The sequence below is a fragment of the Agromyces sp. NPDC055520 genome, from assembly GCF_053619715.1.
Map to the genome: position 1 here is coordinate 13,862 of NZ_JBSHJY010000002.1, position 16,782 is coordinate 30,643.

Consider the following 16,782-nt stretch of genomic DNA (forward strand, 5'->3'; position numbering starts at 1 on the left):
TTTCAGCTCCGAGTTCGATGGTCATCCCTTCACGGCTCCCGCCATGATGCCGCTCACGAGCTGTTTGCCCGCGAAGACGAAGAGGATGAGGAGGGGGATGGTCGACAGCAGCACGCCGGCGAGCACGATCGAGTAGTCGACGAAGAAGTTCGACTGCAGCAGTGACAGTGCGACGGGCAGGGTGGGGTCACTGCGGTCGAGCACGATGAACGGCCAGAAGAAGTTGTTCCACGCCGAGACGAAGGTGAAGAGGCCGAGCATCGCGGCGGCGGGCCGCGCCGCCGGCAGCGCGACGGTGAGGAAGGTGCGGAACGAGGACGCCCCATCGACGCGAGCCGCCTCGATGAGCTCGTCGGGCACGGCCTGCTGCAGGTACTGCGTCATCCAGAACACGCCGAACGCGCTCGTCAGCGCGGGGATGATGATCGCGCCGATGTTGCCCGTCCAGCCGAGGTCGGCGAAGAGGATGTAGAGCGGCACGACGCCGAGCTGGGTCGGCACGGCCATGGTCGCGACGACGAAGACGAGCAGCCACTTCGAGCCCCTGAAGCGCAGCTTCGCGAACGCCCAACCGGCGAGCGTCGAGAAGAACACGACCGAGGCGGCGATGAGTGCCGAGCTGTAGATCGAGTTCCAGAGCGCGCGCCAGAAGTTGACGGCCGGGTCGTTCACGACGGATGCCGCGTTGGCGAGGAAGTTGCCGCCGGGCAACCACGACATGTTCGGGTCGCGGATCGTCGAGGCGTCGCCCGAGCCGATCAACAGCGACCAGTAGAAGGGGAAGAGTGCTGCGCCGAGCACGATCGCGAGGCTCGCGTAGACGAACCAGCCTGGCCGCTTCATCGGGTGCTCCCTTCGTCGCGCACCACGCGGCGGGTGACGAGCAGGTTGATGACGCCGATCGCGAGGATGATGAGGAACAGGATCCAGGCGAGCGCCGCCGCCCGGCCGAAGTTCCACTGGCCCCAGCCGATGTCGTAGAGGTAGAGGGTGATCGTCAGCCATTGCGAGTCGGCCCCGCCCGTGCCGTACTGGTCGTACATGCGCGGCTCGTCGAAGATCTGCAGGCCGCCGATCGTCGAGGTGATGATCACGAAGATGAGGGTCGGGCGCAGGCTCGGCACGGTGATGGCGAAGAACTGCCGCACGGCACCGGCGCCGTCGATGGCGGCCGCCTCGTAGTACTCGCGCGGGATCGCCTGCATCGCGGCGAGCAGGATGAGCGTGTTGTAGCCCGTCCAGCGGAAGTTCACCATCGTCGCGATCGCGATGTGGCTCGCGAAGGCGTCGCTGTGCCACATGACCGGAGAGAGGCCGATGTCTTGCAGGATCGTGTTCACGAGGCCGTACTTGTCGCCGAACATGTTGCTGAAGATGAGGGCCACGGCGACCGGGGCCATGACGTACGGCACGAGCACGCCCATGCGCCAGAAGGTCTTCGCGCGGATGTTCTGGTCGAGCATCGTGGCGATGAAGATCGCGAGGATGAGCTGCGGCACGCTCGAGAGCAGGAAGATGCTGAAGGTGTTGCGCAGCGCGATCCAGAACTTCGGCTGGGTGAGCACGTAGACGTACTGGTCGAAGCCGATGAAGGTGCCCGTGCCGCGCACGAGGTCCCAGTCCATGAACGAGATCACGGCGGTGAACGCGATCGGGAACAGCCCGACCACGATGAACAGGATGAAGAACGGCGAGATGTAGAGGTAGGGCGACAGCTTCAGGTCCCAGCGGCTGAGTCGCTGCGAGAAGGCCAGGCGACGGATGCCTCGTGGCGGGCGCGGCGGGGGAGCGGCCGGGCCGTTCGTGCGGGTGCCGGTCGAGGCATCCGTCTCTGTGGTGGTCATGTTGCTCTCTCAGGAAGCTGCGCGGTGGTCGGGAACGGGCGTGCCGCGCCGTGTCGGGGTCGACGCGGCACGCCCCAGGGTGCCTGGAAGGCTACCCGGCGATCAGCCGATCGCGTCGACTTCCGAGACCCACTGGTCCCACGAGGCCTGCTTGTCCTGCGTGCCGTCTTCGACCCGGGTCAGCGCCTTCTGCATGGCGTCGTTGATCTGGAAGTAGAACTCGCCCTTGAACGGCGCCACCGTGACGGCGTTGGCGCGATCGGTGAAGATCTGGCCGACGGGTGCGTTGTTGAAGTACTCGTTCGTGTAGTCGATGAGGGCCGGGTCGGTGAACGCCTCGGTCTGGCTCGGGAAGGTGCCGGCGTTGACGAACGCCTTGATCTGCTGCTCGGGAGCGGTCAGCCAATCGGCGAGCTTCTGGGCCTCGTCGACGTTCGCGCCGTTGGCCGGCACCGTCAGGTACGAGCCGCCCCAGTTGCCGCCGCCGTCGGGGAAGACGTTCGCGACGTCCCACGTGGTGACGCCCTCGGCGTTGCCCGAGATGACGCCGAGCATCCAGCCCGGGCAGAGCATCGTCGCGTACGCGCCGTTCGAGAGGCCGGCGAACCAGTCGTCGCTCCACTGGCCGAGGTGGGCCGACTGCGTTGCGCTGGCATCGAGCACCTGGTTGTAGGCGGCTTCGACGTCGGGGTTCTCGGTCGCGATGATCTCGCCCGTGTCGGGGTCTTCGTAGGCGGCCTCCATCTGGTTGACCACACCCTGGTAGGTGCCGCCGGCGGAGTCGAACCACGCCTTGCCGGTCGCGGCGGAGTACTGCGCGCCGACCTCGAAGTACTTGGCCCAGTCGCCCTCGAGCAGGGTCGCAACCGACTCGCGGTCGGTCGGCAGGCCCGCGGCCGCGAACAGGTCGGAGCGGTAGCAGACGCCCTCGGGGCCGATGTCGGTGCCGTAGCCGATCAGACGGTCGTCGGCGTCGGTCGCCGCCTGCACCTTCCAGTCGAGCCAGCGGTCGTTCAGGTCGGCGGGCACCTCGGCGAGCAGGTCGGAGTACTGCATGACCTCGGGCAGCCAGTCGACCTCGATCGCCTCGACGTCGGCGAGACCCTTCTTGCCGAGCTTCTGGAAGTAGTTGGCGCGGGCGTCGTTCGATGTCGCGGCCTTGTTCTGGACGACCGTGACGTTCGGGTTCGCGTCCATGTACTCCTGCAGGAGTTCGTCGGTGTAGCCGAAGTCGTTGAACGTTGCGACGGTCAGTTCGACCTTGCCCCCGTCTGAGCCCCCGCCCGACTCGCCCGCCGGCGAACACCCGGCGGCGATGAGGGCGATGGATGCGGCGCCTGCTGCGGCGGCGATCATCTTGGTCGGTCGTGAGAGTTTCACGGTCACTCCTTTGTGTGCGTGCGGTGTGTGGTGGCGGTGCGGTGTGCGTGCGTGGTGCGTGGTCGTGCGTGGTGTACGTGGTGCGTTTGCGTTCGGTGGGAGCGCGAGGCTGGTGAGAGCGCTCTCATCATCGCATGCACGATGCTGTCACGGAGCATTCCCGTTTGTCAAGAGAGCGCTCTCACGGATCGCACGGAAAGGCCCGAGCGTGCCCGGCGTAGACTCGCACGGTGTCATCGAGTCAGCGCCACGAGCCGTACGACGAAGCCGGGCAGAAGCGGCGTCTCGTGATCGCGGGCGCCCTGAGCATCGCCCTGATCGCCGTCGCGGTCGTCGTGATCGGCGCCGTCTCGGGCGGAGCCGCGGCCGGCGGACCGACGGGCGCCGCGGCATCCGCTTCGGAGACCGCCGCCCCTCGACCGGCACCCGATGCCGCTCCGCCGCCCGCGGGCGTCGACACCTTCGACCGCACCGCCCACTCGCTCGACGACCCGAACAGCATCTGGGTCGTCGTGAACAAGCTGCGCCCCCTGAGCCCGCAGGACTTCGAGCCCGGCGACCTCGTCGACGTCGACGTGCCGCACACGTGGGAGCCGATGCTTCGCCAGGAGGCGGCCGACGCGATCGTCGCGATGTTCCAGGCGGCATCCGACGAGGCCGGCCTCACGCTCGCCTCGAACAGCGCGTTCCGCTCGTACTCCTCGCAAGAGGAGATCTACGACGGCGACGACCTGCTGACCGCGCGGCCGGGGTTCAGCGAGCACCAGACCGGGCTCGTCATGGACATCGGTGCCGACAGCGGTGACTGCTCGCTCGACGTGTGCTTCGCCGACACCCCCGAGGGCATCTGGCTGCGCGACAACGCGTGGCGGTTCGGGTTCATCCTGCGCTACCCCGCCGACAAGACCCCGGTCACGGGCTACGAGTTCGAGCCGTGGCACTACCGCTACGTGGGCGTGCCGCTCGCGACCCAGATGCGCGACACCGGATTCACGACGCTCGAAGAGTTCTTCGGCCTGCCGGCGGCACCCGACTATGAGTGAGCGGATGTCGCGGCTCACCGCGACCCCGTCGACGCGGCCGCATCGCGGCCTCTCGATCACGGTGCTCGTCGTCAACCAGCTGCTCGCGGGCGTCGGCGTCGCCTCGGGCATCGCAGTCGCGGCGCTGCTCGTCGAAGAGATGACCGGCGTCGTCGCCCTCGCCGGCCTCGCCCAGTCGGCGAGCGTGCTCGGCGCCGCGATCGTCGCGATCCCGCTCGCGCGCCTCGCGATGCGTTCGGGGCGGCACGTGGCGCTCGCGACGGGATACGCGCTCGCGATGACGGGCGCCGTGCTCGTGATCGCCGCGGCCGCGACCGGCTGGGTGCCGCTCGTGTTCCTCGGACTCGCCGCGTTCGGAGCCGGCAGCGCCGCCGGCCTGCAGGCGCGCTTCGCGGCGACCGAGGTCGCCGCCGCGGGTTTCGAGGCGCGCTCGATGTCGATCGTGCTCTGGGCGACGACCATCGGCTCGGTCGCCGGCCCGCTGCTCGCGAGCACGGGCGACGAGGTGGGCGTCGCGCTCGGACTGCCGCCGCTCGTCGGCCCGTTCCTGCTCTCGGGCGTCGCGTTCGCACTGTCGACGCTGCTGGTCGCGACGCTGCTGCGGCTGCCGAAGCCGGGCACCATGGCGACGGATGCCGCGACGGATGCCGCGGCGGAGCCGCTGCCCGAAGCGGTTCCGCCGATCGCCGAATCCCCCGACTCGCTCCCTGAGCTTGTCGAAGGGGCACCCTCCGCTTCGACCAGCACAGCGAGCGCAGACCCCGCGGCGGCGCCCGCCGCGATCGGCTCCTGGCAGGCGCTTCGCATCGCCGCCCGTGAACCCCGCTCGCTCTTCGCGATCCTCGCGATCGTCTGCTCGCACACCGTGATGGTCGGCGTCATGGTGATGACCCCCGTGCACATGACGGCGCACGGCCTCTCACTCGCGCTCGTCGGCGTCGTGATCAGCATCCACATCGTCGGCATGTACGGCGCCAGCCCGCTCGTCGGCTGGCTCGCCGACCGCATCGGCTCGCCCCGCGTCATCCTGATCGGCGTCGGCATCCTCGTGACCGCCGCGCTCATCGGCATCCTCGCCCCGGCCGACGACATGCTGCTCGTGCCGCTTGCGCTGGGCCTCCTCGGCCTCGGCTGGTCGTGCGGCATGATCGGCGGCTCGACGCTGCTCACGACCTCGGTCGCTCCCTCGATGAGGGTGCCCCTGCAGGGGGCGACCGACGCCGTGATGAATCTCGCGGCCGCGGCATCCGCTGCCCTGTCAGGCGTGGTGCTGGGTCTCGCCGGCTTCGCGGGGGTCAACGTCGTGGCGCTGCTCGTGCTCGTGCCGCTCGTCGTCGCCGCCCTGTGGGCTGCGCGATCCCGCGGGGCCGAGGTCAGTCGCGAGGCGCACGAGCCCGTGCGCTGAGCGCCTCGAGCAGCGCCGCCGCGGTGGCGGCGTCGTCGACCGTCACGACGAAGCGGCGGCCGCCACGGCGCGTGACCTGCAGCGCCTCGCCCGCGCGCAGCACGATGCCGAACGCGCCGTCGGGCGCGAGCCTGATGCCCCAGCCGCCGAACTCGGCCGTCGGTTGCACGCTCGTGACGGCGACGGTCTCGACGTCGTCGATCGGCACGGCGAACCGCGGAAATCCGAGTGGCGAGCGCGCGACGAGTCCCCGGTCGTCGACCCGCACGACGAAGACCGTCGTCGTGGCCGCGAGCACGACGAGCAGCAGCGTCACGCCGAGCATGATCCACCATGACGACGAGCCGGTGGTCGCGACGACGGCGGTGCCGATCGCGAGGGCGACGATGGCGACGACGATCAGGACGACGGCGAAGGTCGCCATCGTCGTGGTGCGCACCCAGACCGCTCGCTCGCCGGCGGCGAGGTCGAGCGGTGGCACGGTGCGGGGCGGCACGTCGCCGACGGTGCTGACGCGCGGCTGCACGAACCAGGCGGCGACGCCCGTGGCGACGGCGAGCACCGAGACCACGAGGAAGGGCCAGCCGATGTCGGGGGCGTCGTGCGCGTCGACGAGCCCGCGCTGCATGCCGAAGCTCCAGGTCGCGCCGCCGACGATCAGCACGTTGGTGCCGATCGACAGGGCACCGAGCAGTCGCAGCATGGCGCCCCACTGGCCGCCGCGCGTGCCGGTGAGCATGATGCCGGTGAAGAGCGCGACGAGGCCGAAGCCGAGTGCGGCGGTGCCGAGCGGAACCGACCACGCGGGGCCGAACCCGTCGGGCCCGCTGCCGCCCCAGTGCGTGGCGACCGTCGCGGGCACCTCGGGCAGCCACGCGAGCATGAGGCCGACGCCGACGAGGGTGAATGCCGCGGGCAGGATGCTGCCCACGAGCAGGAAGCGGCGGCGAGCGGTGCGGACGGCGGCGGGAACGGTCATCGGTTCGGTCATCGGTAGGTCTCCTTGACGAGGGCTGCGAGGGTGTCGGCGCCGAGGCCGAGCGCGCGTGCGCGCTCGACGAGGGCGGTGATGTCGTGGTGCAGGTGGGCGAGGGGTTCGACGGCGTCGGTTGCGACGGCGCTGCGGCCGCGGCGCATGTCGACGAGCCCCTCGTCGCGAAGCATTTGGTAAGCGCGCAGCACGGTGTGCACGTTGACGCCGAGTGCGGCAGCGACATCGCGGGCCGAGGGCAGGCGATCGCCGGCGCGCAGCCGGCCGGCCGCGGCATCGGCGTGCACCGAGGCGGCGATCTGGGCGAAGATCGGCGTATCGCTCGCGGGGTCGACCCGGATCAGCATCGGCACTCCTTCTCTACTGTTCTATTCATACTAGAACAGTTATGGATGCCGCTGCACTCCGCTCTCATCGGCTTCCCAGAGTTTGAGAGGGTTCCTCACAAAATCGCGTGATGGGGTGTGAAGTCCCCCCTCCGTTTCACCTACCCGGAATCCCGCCTGTGCATCTCCCCTTCTTCTCGCGCGCCGTCGAGCCCGCCGATCTTCCCGCCCGCCGACGTTCCACCTACCGCGAGCCCGCGTCGGCCGCTGTCGAGGGTGCGCCGACGGGTGCGGTCTCGACCGCGGTCGTGGCCGGGCCCGAGCGCAATGCCGAGCACCACGCGCGCCATCGCGCCGATCGCGTGCCGAACCGGCGACCGTCGAGCGGCGCGCCTCGCCGATTCATGGCGCTCGGCTGCGCGAGTGCGATTCTGAGTGTCAGCGCGTTCGGCGCGGTCGCCGCGGCATCCGCCGATGACGTCTCGATGCTCGCGGCGGCCCGGCATTCGACCTCGACCTCAGGCGCGTCGGCGTCGGCCTCGGCCTCGGGCGACGGGGACGTGCTCATGCCGCCGCTCGCGATCGCGAAGCGTCCGACGGTGACGAGCGGGCTCTCGACGGCCGCCGCGCCGTTCACCGGCGGCACCCAGGTCACCGTCACGGGGGAGGCGCTCGACCAGGTCGGCCAGGTCGTGGTCGGCGGCGTCGCGGCACCGATCGTCGCCGCTGCGCCCGAGCAGTTGACCTTCCAGGTGCCGGCGGTCGCCGACACTTCGCTCGGCGACGTGCCGGTCGCGTTCACGGATGCCTCGGGCTCGCCGATCGCCGTCGCCGCACCCGGCACCGCGACGGTCGCAGGCGCGGCCGCGCCCGCCTCGCTCGCGGCGCAGCTCACCGAGATCGACGAGGCCGCGGCGCACGCGTCGTCCACGTCGCTCACGCTGACGTACACCTCGAACCCCGCGATCGACGCGCAAGTGGGCTATGTGCTCGCTTACTGGAGTGGTTACAACACAGCCCAGTACACCGTCTTGAGCGGTGTCGACTGCGCGAACTTCGCGAGCCAGTCGCTCGTCGCCCGCGGCTGGGCGATGGACGCGGGCTGGTACTACGACCAGGCGACCGGCGCGATGTCGCCGAGCTGGTCGAGCTCGACCGCCATGCGCGACTGGCTGTACAGCCGCCCCGACCTCGCGACGCCGCTCGACGACTCGCAGCGCGGGCTCGTGAAGGTCGGCGACATCGCCCAGTTCGACTGGGACGGCTCGGGCGACCGCGACCACACGGCCGTCGTCACCCGGGTCGACCGAGGCGCCGCCGGCACGACGGTCTGGGTCGGCGGTCACACGAAAGACATCGACTACTGGAACGTCGACGAGGCGCTCGCCTCGGGCGGCGGCAGCGTCACCTACTTCTCACTGAAGTAGCGCTTCTCACTGAAGTAGCGCCGCGTCGACGATCGCCTTCGCCTCGGCCTGCACGGCCCGCAGGTGCTCGGGCCCCTGGAACGACTCGGCGTAGATCTTGTACACGTCCTCGGTGCCGCTCGGGCGCGCCGCGAACCACGCGTTCTCGGTCGTCACCTTGACGCCGCCGATCGCCGCGCCGTTGCCTGGCGCGTGCGAGAGCTTCGCCGTGATCGGTTCGCCCGCGAGTTCGGTGGCCGAGATGGCGTCGCCGTCGAGCTTGGCCAGCACCGCCTTCTGGGCGACGGATGCCGCGGCATCCGTTCGCTCGTATGCGGGATCTCCGAAGCGCTCGACGAGGTCGGCGTAGAGCTCCGACGGCGACCGCCCCGTGACCGCGCGGATCTCCGACGCGAGCAGGCACAGCAGGATGCCGTCTTTGTCGGTCGTCCACACGGTGCCGTCGAAGCGCAGGAACGACGCGCCGGCGCTCTCCTCGCCGCCGAAGCCGACCGAGCCGTCGACGAGCCCGGGCACGAACCACTTGAAGCCGACCGGCACCTCCCAGAGGCGTCGCTCGAGCGCCGCGGCGACCCGGTCGATCATCGAGCTCGAGACGAGGGTCTTGCCGATCGCGGCATCCGCTCGCCATTGCGGCCGGTGCGTGAACAGGTACTCGATCGCGACCGCGAGGTAGTGGTTGGGGTTCATGAGGCCGCCGTCGGGCGTGACGATGCCGTGCCGGTCGGCGTCGGCATCGTTGCCGGTCAGGATGTCGTAGGCACCCGCGTTCGCGAGCACCGAGGCCATGGCGCTCGACGACGACGGGTCCATGCGGATCTTGCCGTCCCAGTCGAGCGTCATGAACGACCAGGTCGGGTCGACGCGCTCGTTCACGACCGTGAGGTCGAGTTCGTAGCGGTCGCGGATCGCGCCCCAGTACGAGACGGATGCGCCGCCGAGCGGGTCGGCGCCGATCTTCACGCCGGCCGAGCGGATCGCGTCGAAGTCGATGATGTTCGCGAGGTCGTCGACGTAGTTGCCGCGGAAGTCGTAGGTCTCGACGGCGCTCGGCTCGGCCTGCTTGACCTCGCGCAGTCCGCCCTCGATGAGTTCGTTGGCGCGTGCGGCGATCCAGCTCGTGGCGTCGGAGTCGGCGGGGCCGCCGTGCGGCGGGTTGTACTTGAAGCCGCCGTCGTGCGGCGGGTTGTGCGACGGCGTGATGACGATGCCGTCGGCCTCGCCCTCTGTACGTTTGGCCGGGTCGTTGTTCCACTTCAGGATGGCGTGCGAGAGCGCCGGGGTCGGAACATAGTCGTCGAACTCGTCGGCGAGCACGCGCACCCGGTTCGCGACGAGCACGTCGAGCGCGGTCGTCTGCGCCGGCGCGCTCAATGCGTGCGTGTCGGCGCCGATGAAGAGCGGGCCGGTGATGCCCTGCGAGGCGCGGTACTCGACGATCGCCTGCGTGATCGCGAGGATGTGGTCCTCGTTGAACGCGGTGTTGAACGCCGAGCCGCGGTGGCCCGAGGTGCCGAAGGCGACGCGCTGCTCGGGCACCGAGGCATCCGGATGCCGCTCGTAGTACGCCCTGACGAGCGCCTCCACGTCGATGAGGTCGGACTCGATGGCCGGGGTGCCTGCGCGCTCGTGCATGCCCCCAGTCTGGCACCGCGCGGCGGCTCACACGAGGGTGTGCACGGCGGTCGCGATCGAGAAGATCGCGAGGCCCGCGAGCGCCCCGACGACGGTGCCGTTGATGCGGATGAACTGCAGGTCGCGGCCCACCTGCAGCTCGAGCTTCTCGGTCGTCTCCCGCGGGTCCCACCGTTCGACGGTCTCGGTGATGACCCCGGCGATCTCGTGGCGGTAGTTGCGCACGACGTAGGCCGCGGCATCCGTCACCCAGGTGTCGACCTTCGCGGCGAGGCCCTCATCGGCGACGAGTCGCGCGCCCACTTCGACGACCGCCGCCGTCAGGCCGGCCCGCAGCTCGCTCGACGGGTCGGCGAGTGCGCCGTCGAGCGTCGCCTTCACCGAGGCCCACGCCTCGCCTGCGAATTCGCGCACGCGCGGGCTCTCGAGCAGCCCGGCCTTGAGGTGCTCGACCCGTGCGATCATCACCGGGTCGTGCTGCAGGTCGTCGGCGAGCTCGGCGAGGTAGCGGTCGATCGCGTAGCGCAGCGGGTGCCCCGGGTCGGCGCGCACGGCGCGCACGAACGCGAGCACCTCGCGTGCCGCGCGGTCGTCGACGAGCCGGTCGACGAATCCCGGCAGCCAGGGGGGCAGCCGGTCGGAGACCATGCTGCCGAACGCCTCGGGGTGCGCCTCGAGCCAGCCTTCGGCCTTCACGAGCACGGCGTCGACGGCGGCGCGCTGCTGGTCGGCGGCGACGAGCCGTGCGCCGACCCGGCCGATCGCCGGTCCCCACTCGGGTTCGAAGAGGTGGCGGCGGGCGAGTCGCTCGATCACGTCCTCGACGTCGTCGTCGCCGAGCAGGGTGAGCACGCCGCGTGCGGCGACGGATGCCTCGGAGGTCAGCCGCTCCGCATTGGCCGGCGCCCGGAGCCACCCACCGAGCCGGCGGGCGATGCCGATCGAGCGGAGCTTGCCGAGCACGACCTCGTCCGAGAGGAACTCGTGCTCGACGAAGGCGCCGAGGGTCGCGCCGATCTCGTTCTTGCGCCTCGGGATGATCGCCGTGTGCGGGATCGGAATGCCGAGCGGATGCCGGAACAGCGCCGTCACCGCGAACCAGTCGGCGATCGCACCGACCATGGCGCCCTCGGCCGCCGCCCGCACGTAGGCGAGCCACGGCACCTCGTCCTGCAGGGTGAACGACACCGCGAACACGACGGCCGCCGCGAGCAGCAGCCCCGTCGCGACGCGCTTCATCCGCCGCAGCGCCGCCGCCCGCTCGACGTCACTCGGCACGGCCCGGCGTTCCACCATCGTCGTCATGTGTCGACGCTAGCCGCTCCCCGCCCCCCGCCATGTTGCCCGTTCAGGGGATTTCCGGGACACGCCGTGCCGCCAGGCCCCGCGCGCGGCGTGTCGCCCGAATCCCCTGAACGAGCAACACAGCACGACGGGGGACGCGGGTGACGCGGGTGGGGGCGGTGGTGCGGGTTGCGGGTGGGGCGGCGCGAGGCGCATAGGCTGGCCTGATGACGGACGCCGCGCCCACACCGCCCGAGCAGACGTACTCCTACCTGGGGCCGGCGGGCACCTTCACCGAGGCGGCCCTCAAGCAGGTCGCCGCCGCGGTCGGCAAGCACTGGCGCCCGGTCAACAACGTCGGCGAGGCGTTGGCGGATGTCACGAGCGGGCGCTCGACCGCCGCGATGATCGCGATCGAGAACTCGATCGACGGCGGCGTCTCGGCCACGCAGGACGCGCTCGCCACGGTCTCGGGCCTGCGCATCCTCGGCGAGTACCTCGTGCCGGTGAACTTCGTGCTCGTGGCCCGGCCCGGCACCGCGCTCGCCGACGTGCGGGTCATCAACGCCCACCCCGTCGCCTACGCCCAGTCGCGCGGCTGGCTCGAGCGCGAACTGCCCGACCACGGGCACATTCCCGCGACGAGCAATGTGGCGGCCGCGGCATCCCTCTTCGAAGGCAGCCAGGCCGACGCGGCCGTCGCGCCGCCCGGCATCACCGACCATCTCGACGTCGAGGTGCTCGCCCGCGACATCGGCGACAACCCCAACGCCGTCACGCGCTTCGTGCTCGTCAGCCGCTCGCGCGAACTGCCCGAGCCCACCGGCGCCGACAAGACGAGCCTCATCGTCGAGCTGCCCGACGACGAGCCCGGCGCCCTGCTCGCGATGCTCGAGCAGTTCTCGACGCGGGGTGTGAATCTCTCGCTCATCCAGTCGCGGCCGATCGGCGACGCCCTCGGCCGCTATCGCTTCGTGGTCGACGTCGACGGCCACATCTTCGACGAGCGCGTCGCCGACGCGCTGCTCGGCCTGCGCCGCACGAGCCCGAAGGTCATCTTCCTCGGTTCGTATCCTCGGGCCGACGAGCAGGCGGTCGCCTACCACTCGAAGTACGATGACGGCATCTTCATCGAGGCGCGCGACTGGTTGCGCGGCCTCTTGAGCGGCGAGCCCGACTGATCGGGCGGCCCCGACCCGAGGAGTCTTGTGAGCGACGGCGCCACGACCGGTATCGATCCGCGGTTCGATCCGCGCTACCAGCGGGGGTACGCCGGGCACGGTTCAGATACAGGTGAGCCGGATGCCGCGGCGCCGCCGGTGCGGGAGGCATCGAAGCCGGCACGGGTTCCCGAGCCGCCGGCATCGGTGCTCGCACAGGTTTCTGCCGCGACCGACCCCGCCGCCGATTCTCCGGCGACGGTCGAGACCCCTCGATCGGTCCCCGGCCTCGCCGATGCCGATGCCGATCCCGGTCCCGGCGCGATCGCCCGCGACGAGCCGGTGTTCGAGCTCGACGCGAACGGAGGAGGCGAGCCGGAGTCGCATGACGTGCGGTGGTGGTTCGCGGCGGCGTGGGCGGTGCTGGGCATCTCGGTGGTGATCGGCATCGCGGTGACGTGGGCGGTCAACTCCGACCCCGCCACGTATACCGGTATCGACTCCAACGACCTGCTGCGCCAGATGTCGTGGGTGGTCGCCCCGAACCTCGTGCGCTTCGGCCTGATCGGAACGGTCGGCCTGACGGTGTGGATCGGCGTGCGTCAGGTGCGGGCGCAGCGCGCTCGGGTCGCGATCGACGCGGGCGACGCCGGCGACGCCGCCGAGCTGTCGCCGCAGCCCTCGCCGCACCGCCTGTTGCCGCGGGTGCGCGCGGTCCCGGCGCTCTTCGGCTTGATCGGCGCGGGGGTCGTCGTGTTCATCTGGTGGGCGGGCGTCTCGAGCGACCGCGACGTCTTCAACTACGGTGTGACACCGCGCGAGGAGCAGCTGAGTGCGATGGCGGTGGTCCAGACCGCGGGGTCGGTGGTCGGTCCGGCGACCGAGACCGCGCTGTGGTCGGTCTTCGGGATCATCGTGCTCGGGGCATCCGCGGCGATCGCGCGGCGCGAAGACCGGGCTGCAGCTCTCAGCGCGGCACGCGCACGATCAGCGCCGACGGATCGACCGTGAACCGCGCCGCGGTGACGAGCCCGAACTCGTCGCCGTCGATCTCGAACTCCTCGGCGTCGCCCTCGATCTCGAGCTCGACCGCACGGCCGCGCAGGTAGACGATCTCGCTGCGCCGGTTGCCGCCCGTGAGGTCGAGGAACTGCCTACCGAGCGCGGACTTCCGCAGCACTCGGTTCTCCCACGTGACCTTGCGCCAGATGAGCAGCCAGCCGAAGAGGTTGCGCGGCGCGAGCACCACCACGTCGAGCTTTCCGTCGTCGATCTCGGCGTCGGGGATCAGCTCGATGTTGCCGGGCAGGTAGCCGAGGTTCGCGACGAGAATGCTCGAGACCTTCGAGCGGTGGTGGCGTCCGCTGTCGACCCGGTGCACGACCCGGTAGGGCTTCGAGGCGGGCAGCGCCCGCAGGCCGGCGTCGACGTAGGCGAGCCAGCCGACGCGCTTCTTCAGGTCGGGGTTGGTGTTCGAGATCATCGCGGCGTCGATGCCGATGCCGCTCATCACGAGAGAGACGTGGGTCTCGTCGCTGCCGTCGGCGCGGCTGACGTCGGCCACGATGACGTCGACGGCGCGGTCGAGCCCTGCAAAGGCGAGCACGACGGCGTCGCCCTGGTCGTTGACGGGGATCTCGAGGTTGCGGGCGAAGAGGTTGCCGGTGCCGATCGGCACGAGTCCGAGCGGAACCCCGGTGCCGCGAAGCGTCGCAGCGACCGAGCGCACGGTGCCGTCGCCACCCGCGGCGATCACGAGGTCGACGCCGGCTTCGAGGGCCTCGCGCGCCATGCCCTTGCCGGGGTCGTCGGCCGTGGTCTCGATCCAGAGCGACGGGGCGAAGTGCTGTCGCGCCTCGGCCGCGGCGACGGCGGCGCGCAGGGTGTCGACGCCCTGCTTGGTGGGGTTGAAGATCACCGCTGCGCGCGGGCGTGAGCCCGCGGCATCCGTGGCCCCGTGCTGGTCTGCCGTCACGCAGCCAACGGTATTGCATCGCGCAGGGAATTCACCCGAGACACCAGCGACCGCGGGAGAGCCGGAACCGCAGATCAGCCGGTCGGATGCCGCGGCTAGACTTGCTCGGGTGATCGATCCCGTGCTGCTCCGCGAGAACCCCGACCTCATCAAGCGCTCGCAAGAGCTCCGCGGCGAGTCCGTGGGGCTCGTCGACGCGGCCGTCGAGGCCGATGCCGCGCGGCGCATCGCGATCACGGTCTTCGAGGCGCTCCGCGCCGAGCAGAACGCCTTCGGCAAGCAGGTCGCGCAGGCCCCGAAAGAGGCCAAGGCCGCCCTCGTCGCCGAGGCGAAAGAGCTCGCCGCGCGCGTGAAGGCCGCCAACCAGGCCGCGAGCGACGCCGAGGCCGAGTTCACGCTCGCCGTGCAGCGGCTCGGCAACGTCGTCATCGACGGCGTGCCGGCGGGCGGCGAAGACGACTTCATCGTGCTGCGCGAGGTCGGCGAGATCCCTGCATTCGAGTTCGAGCCGCGCGACCACCTCGAGATCGGCGAGCTGCTCGACGCGATCGACATGCAGCGCGGCGCGAAGGTCTCGGGCGCGCGCTTCCACTACCTCAAGGGCATCGGCGCCCGCCTCGAGATCGCACTCATGAACATGGGCCTCGACCGCGCGATCGCGGCGGGCTTCACCCCGCTCATCACGCCCACGCTCGTGCGGCCCGAGATCATGCAGGGCACCGGGTTCCTCGGCGCCCACTCCGACGAGGTCTACTACCTGCCCGAGCAGGAGCTCTACCTCACGGGCACGAGCGAGGTCGCGCTCGCCGGCTACCACGCCGACGAGATCATCGACGTCTCGAAGGGCCCCATCCGCTACGCCGGCTGGTCGACGTGCTACCGCAGCGAGGCCGGCAGCCACGGCAAAGACACCCGCGGCATCATCCGCGTGCACCAGTTCAACAAGCTCGAGATGTTCACCTACATCGACCCGGCCGACGCCGAGGCCGAGCACGAGCGCCTGCTCGGCTGGCAAGAGGGAATGCTGCAAGACCTCGGCCTCACGTATCGGGTGATCGACACCGCCGCCGGCGACCTCGGCTCGAGTGCGGCCCGCAAGTACGACGTCGAGGCGTGGGTGCCGACGCAGAACGCGTACCGCGAGCTCACCTCCACCTCGAACTGCACGACGTTCCAGGCGCGCCGCCTCGACATCCGCCACCGCACCGAGAGCGGCAAGACGGCCCCGGTCGCGACGCTCAACGGCACGCTCGCCACGACCAGGTGGCTCGTCGCCATTCTCGAGACGCACCAGCAGGCCGACGGTTCGGTCGTCGTGCCCGAGGCGCTTCGCGGCTACCTCGGCGGCCTCGAGGTGCTCGAGCCGACGGCGGCGCAGTGAGTGCCGACCGTCGGTCGAGTAGCGACGAAGGAGCGTATCGAGACCAGGTGGCAGGGTCTCGATACGGCGCTGGCGCGCCTACTCGACCAGCGACAACGGATGCACAGTGGTTCGTCGCGCTCGACGTCGACGGCACGATCATGCACGAAGACGGATCGATCGACGCGGCGGTCGTCGACGCCGTGGCATCCGCTCGCGACCGCGGCCATGTCGTGACGATCGCGACGGGTCGCTCGTGGGCCGGCACCGCGCCGGTGCTCGACCGCCTGGGCCTGCGCCCCGAGTACGTCGTGTGCTCCAACGGCGCCGTCACGATGCAGCGCGACGACTCCGCGCCCGACGGCTATGTGCGGCGCCACGTCGAGACCTTCGACCCGACACTCGTGCTCGAGCGCATCCGCGGGTTCCTGCCGGCGGGCAAGTTCATGGTCGAGCTGCCCGACGGCTACCGCCTCTACACCGAGGGCATGACCGAGTGGAATCTCGACAACGCCCGCGAGGTGCGCTTCGAGGAGCTGCTCGACCAGCGCGCCACCCGCGTCGTCGTGACGAGCCTCGAGCACGGGCTCGACGAGTTCTTCGGCATCGTCGACCAGATGGGCCTGCACCACGTCAGCTACGCCATCGGCTGGACGGCCTGGCTCGACATCGCCCCCGACGGCGTCAACAAGGCGACCGCGCTCGAACGCGTCCGCGGCTGGCTCGACCTTCCGGCCGGCCGCGTGTTCGCCGCCGGCGACGGGCGCAACGACCTCGAGATGTTCGCGTGGGCGCGCGCGGCCGGCCGCGCCGTCGCGATGGGCCAAGCTCCCGACGAGGTGCGCGACGCCGCGAACGAGGTCTGCGGTTCGATCGACGACGCCGGTCTCGCGGCGGCGCTCGACTCGCTGCCCTGAGCCGAACCTGACACGCCAGGTGGCGCGTGACGTTG

General features: G+C 70.6%; 15 protein-coding genes. 7 read left to right on the forward strand and 8 right to left on the reverse strand.

Annotation, left to right across the window (positions count from 1 at the left end):
• Nucleotides 1–21: 21 nt before the first annotated feature.
• The 3 genes from ACWGST_RS01715 to ACWGST_RS01725 form a co-directional block, all read right to left on the reverse strand.
• Complete coding sequence (locus ACWGST_RS01715) at nt 22–843, reverse strand: carbohydrate ABC transporter permease (RefSeq protein ID WP_452044911.1); 822 nt, start codon at nt 841–843, stop codon at nt 22–24.
• Nucleotides 840–1,844 (reverse strand): carbohydrate ABC transporter permease, encoded by a 1,005-nt coding sequence (locus ACWGST_RS01720; RefSeq protein WP_452044912.1) that lies wholly within the window; start codon nt 1,842–1,844, stop codon nt 840–842. The genes ACWGST_RS01715 and ACWGST_RS01720 overlap by 4 nt, the downstream gene beginning before the upstream one ends.
• A 102-nt stretch (nt 1,845–1,946) precedes the next feature.
• Nucleotides 1,947–3,200, reverse strand: coding sequence for an ABC transporter substrate-binding protein (locus ACWGST_RS01725; protein WP_452045061.1), 1,254 nt, complete (start codon nt 3,198–3,200; stop codon nt 1,947–1,949).
• Between the two features lie 254 nt (nt 3,201–3,454).
• Here ACWGST_RS01725 and ACWGST_RS01730 point away from each other — a divergent pair, with 254 nt between their 5' ends.
• Together ACWGST_RS01730 and ACWGST_RS01735 are read left to right on the forward strand one after the other, a co-directional pair.
• Nucleotides 3,455–4,267: a M15 family metallopeptidase gene (locus ACWGST_RS01730; RefSeq protein WP_452044913.1), complete on the forward strand. Its 813-nt coding sequence runs from the start codon at nt 3,455–3,457 to the stop codon at nt 4,265–4,267.
• A gap of 4 nt (nt 4,268–4,271) precedes the next feature.
• Nucleotides 4,272–5,672: an MFS transporter gene (locus ACWGST_RS01735; protein WP_452044914.1), complete on the forward strand. Its 1,401-nt coding sequence runs from the start codon at nt 4,272–4,274 to the stop codon at nt 5,670–5,672.
• Here the strand turns inward: ACWGST_RS01735 and ACWGST_RS01740 are convergent.
• Entirely contained in the window at nt 5,641–6,663 is a 1,023-nt protein-coding gene (locus ACWGST_RS01740; protein ID WP_452044915.1) for a DUF1648 domain-containing protein, read from the reverse strand. The two genes, ACWGST_RS01735 and ACWGST_RS01740, sit on opposite strands and share 32 nt — an antisense overlap.
• A complete protein-coding gene (locus ACWGST_RS01745; protein ID WP_452044916.1) occupies nt 6,660–7,010 on the reverse strand; it encodes a GntR family transcriptional regulator in 351 nt (116 codons plus the stop codon). Before ACWGST_RS01745 ends, ACWGST_RS01740 begins: the two co-directional genes overlap by 4 nt.
• A gap of 158 nt (nt 7,011–7,168) precedes the next feature.
• Between ACWGST_RS01745 and ACWGST_RS01750 the strand changes: the two genes are divergently transcribed.
• The gene (locus ACWGST_RS01750) at nt 7,169–8,416 is read left to right on the forward strand and encodes an amidase domain-containing protein (protein WP_452044917.1); all 1,248 of its coding nucleotides are present in this window, start codon (nt 7,169–7,171) and stop codon (nt 8,414–8,416) included.
• A gap of 6 nt (nt 8,417–8,422) precedes the next feature.
• Here the strand turns inward: ACWGST_RS01750 and pgm are convergent, their stop codons facing one another.
• Together pgm and ACWGST_RS01760 are read right to left on the reverse strand one after the other, a co-directional pair.
• Nucleotides 8,423–10,051 carry a phosphoglucomutase (alpha-D-glucose-1,6-bisphosphate-dependent) gene (gene pgm / locus ACWGST_RS01755; RefSeq protein WP_452044918.1) on the reverse strand — a complete coding sequence of 543 codons (1,629 nt, stop codon included), beginning with the start codon at nt 10,049–10,051 and terminating at the stop codon, nt 8,423–8,425.
• A 27-nt stretch (nt 10,052–10,078) separates the two neighbouring features.
• Complete coding sequence (locus ACWGST_RS01760; protein ID WP_452044919.1) at nt 10,079–11,356, reverse strand: DUF445 domain-containing protein; 1,278 nt, start codon at nt 11,354–11,356, stop codon at nt 10,079–10,081.
• A gap of 206 nt (nt 11,357–11,562) precedes the next feature.
• Between ACWGST_RS01760 and pheA the strand changes: the two genes are divergently transcribed.
• Together pheA and ACWGST_RS01770 are read left to right on the forward strand one after the other, a co-directional pair.
• A complete protein-coding gene (gene pheA / locus ACWGST_RS01765) occupies nt 11,563–12,516 on the forward strand; it encodes a prephenate dehydratase (RefSeq protein ID WP_452044920.1) in 954 nt (317 codons plus the stop codon).
• A gap of 27 nt (nt 12,517–12,543) precedes the next feature.
• Nucleotides 12,544–13,506 carry a hypothetical protein gene (locus tag ACWGST_RS01770; protein ID WP_452044921.1) on the forward strand — a complete coding sequence of 321 codons (963 nt, stop codon included), beginning with the start codon at nt 12,544–12,546 and terminating at the stop codon, nt 13,504–13,506.
• Here ACWGST_RS01770 and ACWGST_RS01775 read toward each other — a convergent pair.
• Nucleotides 13,463–14,470 (reverse strand): diacylglycerol/lipid kinase family protein, encoded by a 1,008-nt coding sequence (locus ACWGST_RS01775; protein ID WP_452044922.1) that lies wholly within the window; start codon nt 14,468–14,470, stop codon nt 13,463–13,465. The two genes, ACWGST_RS01770 and ACWGST_RS01775, sit on opposite strands and share 44 nt — an antisense overlap.
• 109 nt (nt 14,471–14,579) lie before the next feature.
• Between ACWGST_RS01775 and serS the strand changes: the two genes are divergently transcribed.
• Together serS and ACWGST_RS01785 are read left to right on the forward strand one after the other, a co-directional pair.
• Nucleotides 14,580–15,851, forward strand: coding sequence for a serine--tRNA ligase (gene serS / locus ACWGST_RS01780; RefSeq protein ID WP_452044923.1), 1,272 nt, complete (start codon nt 14,580–14,582; stop codon nt 15,849–15,851).
• A 47-nt stretch (nt 15,852–15,898) separates the two neighbouring features.
• Nucleotides 15,899–16,747, forward strand: coding sequence for an HAD family hydrolase (locus ACWGST_RS01785; protein WP_452044924.1), 849 nt, complete (start codon nt 15,899–15,901; stop codon nt 16,745–16,747).
• Nucleotides 16,748–16,782 lie beyond the last annotated feature (35 nt).